The organism is Acinetobacter sp. YH16032 (assembly GCF_013417345.1).
In the GTDB taxonomy this organism is placed as follows: Bacteria; Pseudomonadota; Gammaproteobacteria; order Pseudomonadales; family Moraxellaceae; genus Acinetobacter.
This window is the reverse complement of sequence record NZ_VPEE01000082.1, coordinates 1-3,723: the sequence shown is the minus strand read 5'-3', so window position 1 is coordinate 3,723 and position 3,723 is coordinate 1. Positions and strand designations below refer to the sequence as shown.

At 36.3% G+C, this 3,723-nt stretch carries 3 protein-coding genes and 1 pseudogene; all 4 read right to left on the bottom strand.

All coding sequences use genetic code 11. The annotated features are described in order from the left end of the window. Positions 1–256: 256 nt before the first annotated feature. Positions 257–1,234 carry a M15 family metallopeptidase gene (locus tag FTV32_RS16055; protein WP_180029098.1) on the bottom strand — a complete coding sequence of 326 codons (978 nt, stop codon included), beginning with the start codon at positions 1,232–1,234 and terminating at the stop codon, positions 257–259. Then, positions 1,231–1,848, bottom strand: a complete 618-nt coding sequence (locus FTV32_RS16050) for a hypothetical protein (protein ID WP_180029097.1) — start codon at positions 1,846–1,848, stop codon at positions 1,231–1,233. The genes FTV32_RS16055 and FTV32_RS16050 overlap by 4 nt, the downstream gene beginning before the upstream one ends. A gap of 12 nt (positions 1,849–1,860) precedes the next feature. After that, positions 1,861–2,532 (bottom strand): annotated as a pseudogene (gene icmH / locus FTV32_RS16045) (type IVB secretion system protein IcmH/DotU); the annotation flags it as partial. A 456-nt stretch (positions 2,533–2,988) separates the two neighbouring features. Then, complete coding sequence (locus tag FTV32_RS16040) at positions 2,989–3,531, bottom strand: NAD(P)H-dependent oxidoreductase (protein ID WP_180029095.1); 543 nt, start codon at positions 3,529–3,531, stop codon at positions 2,989–2,991. Positions 3,532–3,723 lie beyond the last annotated feature (192 nt).

The following is a 3,723-nucleotide window of genomic DNA, read 5'->3' as shown; positions in this document are numbered from 1 at the left end:
TAGTGTGGGGTTACCCATGTGAGAGTAAGTCATCGCCAGCTCATTATTCTAAACACCCCCTTCAATACAAGGGGGTGTTTTTTTATATATATAAATTGAAATAAAGAATTAAATATAAAGGGAAATGCATGGGTACGGGAAAATTAACTTCTAAATCAATGTCTTCACATAGTTAATTACAAGCGCAAAATATATCAATAAATACAAAAATGCCTGTATCGTTAACAGGCATTTTGAAAAGAGAATCAACGGATTATTACTGTTCTATATTGCTTGCCATTAAATTACCTTGTTCAGCTTCTCGCATGAAACGATCATGAGTTTCCTTGCTACGAACCAAGCCAGGCATTCGATATTCTGTATGACCGTAGTCATGAATTTTTGTCCAACGTCCTCCCCAAACTAAACCGACAGACTCAGCAACTTGACCATATAACTGATAGCCACGCATAGCCCAAGGATCACGTTCAGAAATAACGACTTTACCATCTCGCTTGAATGCGACATCAGCTGCCAAACCAAATTGGTGATAGCTACGGTATGCAGTCGCTAAAGTGGTTGCTTTATTCCGAGATAGGCTATTTTGTCGTGCAGGACTACGATAACCCTCTAGTAATACTAATTCATAGCCATGTTGTTCCTTCATAATTTTGAAGACCATAAGTAATCGTTGTTTATAGCGTGGATGCATCTTGTCCCACTTACGATTTACCATTGAAGTATCGAGATGACCATGAGAAAACTCTGAATTTTCTACATTAGGAATAGTTGTCGATGAAACAGAACCGCCAGTTTGAGCTTGATATTGTTGCTCAAGACGTACAGCTTCAACGATTGCTGCATCGACGAGACTTTCTTCAACCTCTGGAGGAGGGGAAAGAATTTCCCCATTTAATAAGTTATAAATTTGAGGATCAGCTTTCTTTAAATAGTTCGCTTCTATTTTTGTAGGATCAACGGGTTTTGTAAAAGCAAAAAGCATAATACTGCTAAGTAAGAAAAAACCAGCAATGAGTATCCACCATTGCTGTAAGTGCCAATGCGTTTGAATTTGGTCTGCTGAAGCAGCATGATTCATTTCATGTGCAAATTTACGTGCGTTTAAAAGCTTTTTTTTACCTTGTGGTAATAAGCTTTGTGCAAAATCTATTACTTTTTGTCTTATCTCATAAGACATCAATAAAGTCAGTGCGATGATTAATATCACAAAACTGACAATGATAAAAAAAATCACGGTGCAGGTTCTTTAGCAGTTCGTGTGACTGAAACTTCTACGCTGGCTACAGGAATATCAATATTTTCATCAGTGTCAGCTTTACTTTCAGCAACTTTATTTGCATTGGCTGTCGTAGGCTTAGACTCAGGCTTTTTTATGGTTTTCGGTAATGCTTCAGTTGTGGTCTTTTTTACTGGTTCTGCTTTAGGTGGAACTTGGGAAGTTTTGTTACTTAAAGGTTGTGCTTGATTAAAAGTTGATTCGAAGGGATTTTTACTTGAAGTCACTGGTTGAGTTGCTTGAGCAGAGTTTGTTTGCTGATGTTTGAAAATATTATTAAGCTCATTTAGCTTGGGTTGAGCTTGGTGATATTCATCAGGTTCAGATTGCTCGTTTTGATCAGCTTGGGTGATTCCCGAATCAATATTGGACAATTTATCATTTGAGTGTGTTGAATCTGTATCTGCTGCGTTAATCGGTTGGAAGCTTGGTTGATTTAAATAGGTATAAAAAGCTAAAGATGTGGCAGAGATACCAATTGCTACACCAATGATCCCGCTTACTAGAGGCGAAATTTTTTTATTTTTTTTAGTAGGTGTAAGGACTCTAATATTTTTCTTTTCTTGGCTCATATTGAATATCTTTTATGGTAAATGAATCGTTATGTGGGCCTGTTCAGCAGGTGCACTAATGACATTATTATATTGAGTCATGGCTTTGGTCTCTTGTTGACTGAGCATATAGCGAAGTCCAGAAAATGCCAATAATGCAAAGAGGAGTAAAAATAATAGAATCCAAGCGAATGGAAGTTCTTTATGAATAATGTTTTTAATTTGATCAGGCAATGCAGCGAAAGGTGAAAAGAGGGTTTTTTTACCATTTAAATAATCTATTTCATCGCCTACGCGTGCAACCAAATGATTTAAGCTTTCAATTGATTCAATACGGTATTTACCTTGAAAACCTAACAGTAAACAGTAGTGAAAAACATCTAAAGCTGCTAAGCGATCTTTTCCACGAGTTCTAATTTTTTCTAATAAGTCAAAAAATTGATAACCTGCAAGTTGAGATCCAAATAAAGTTAACTGAAGAGGACTAATCAACCACGAATTTTGTAAATGGAAATAACTAGGGTTCTGTTGTGTGACAATCGTTTCATCAAGTAATGCACAAAATGCATATTTGGCATCATGGATATCCTCGGCTGAAAACTGCAACTTCTTCGCTTGTAATTCGAAACGTTGTAGTTGATCCATGATTTTTTGGCGAAATTCATCGACATTGTCAGGAACGTATTGGTTACGAATTAAAAAAATTTTAGTCCCCACTTGTTTTTAAGTGGGGACTAAATTAAGGCTTATAGGATGAATTCATAAGGTCTGTTCAGCGGACGCTTACGTTAATCTACAAGGCGAGGTCTATTCAGAGTTTTATGAATGGTTAAGCAAAAAACAATTAAAATGGAAAGAAATAGTTTCAAAGGAATCTCCTAGGATATTTGATGTTCCCTGTACAGCTTTAAAAGACTAAGAGAATACTCAGCAATATACGAAAAAGCCCCAACATCCTGTTGAGGCTTTTTCGTATATTGCTGAGATTCAACTCCTGTCAAATCTATAGCTTCCTGCATTTCATATTTTTACTTTAAGAAATATCCTATCTCTGTATGGTTTAACTATATGTAAATTTACCTTGTACGTATAGAAGCGATATAAGCCACAGCGTACATCAATATTCAAAAGATTTTCTATTGTGTACAGCTAAATCGGATCTTATGCACTTACATATTGCACAATTTTATCAAACGCAGATTTAAGCGCTTTGTCATCGAATTCATTGCCTTCGAATGTTTCATTGCGATTGCGTGCAAAAATATCGCGAATCTCAACCACGGCATTTGAGTCGACTAAACCTAATTGCGTAGCAACTTGACGGATTTGATCGATAGAGCGAGAGCCATTACTACCGCCATAACTGACATAAGCAGCAGGTTTTCCATTCCACTCTTTACCTAAATAGTCGAGTGCATTTTTAAGTGCAGGGCTGTATCCATGATTATATTCAGGACTAATAAATATAAATGCATCACCTTTCGCGATTTGAGCAGCCCATTCTTGTTGCTTAGGTTGATCATATATACCCGTTAGTGGTGGATTTGCTCCAGCGAAAAACGGTAAATCCCATTCTTTTAAGTCCACAATTTCTGTCTGAATCGTGCTGTAGTTATATGATGAAATCGTGTTTTGAACCCAATTTGCAACTTTAATGGCTGTGCGGCCTTCTCGAACGCTTCCCACAATAATTTGAATATTCACCAAATTTATCCTTCTAACTGTTATCACACTGACTTTAAAATGTTTTTTTTTTAAAAGGTAGATCGAAAATGGGTGGTGTTTCAAAAAGTATGCTGAAAAAAACAATATGGCTTTTGATAAAATAGAGGTATGAAAATAACGCTACAAATCAAATGTCCTACCTGTCTAAGTAACAATATAAAGAGAAATGGC

Excerpts from the sequence above, each read along its gene's own strand:
- FTV32_RS16050 (WP_180029097.1), bottom strand. The coding sequence starts at position 1,848 with ATGAGCCAAGAAAAGAAAAATATTAGAGTCCTTACACCTACTAAAAAA.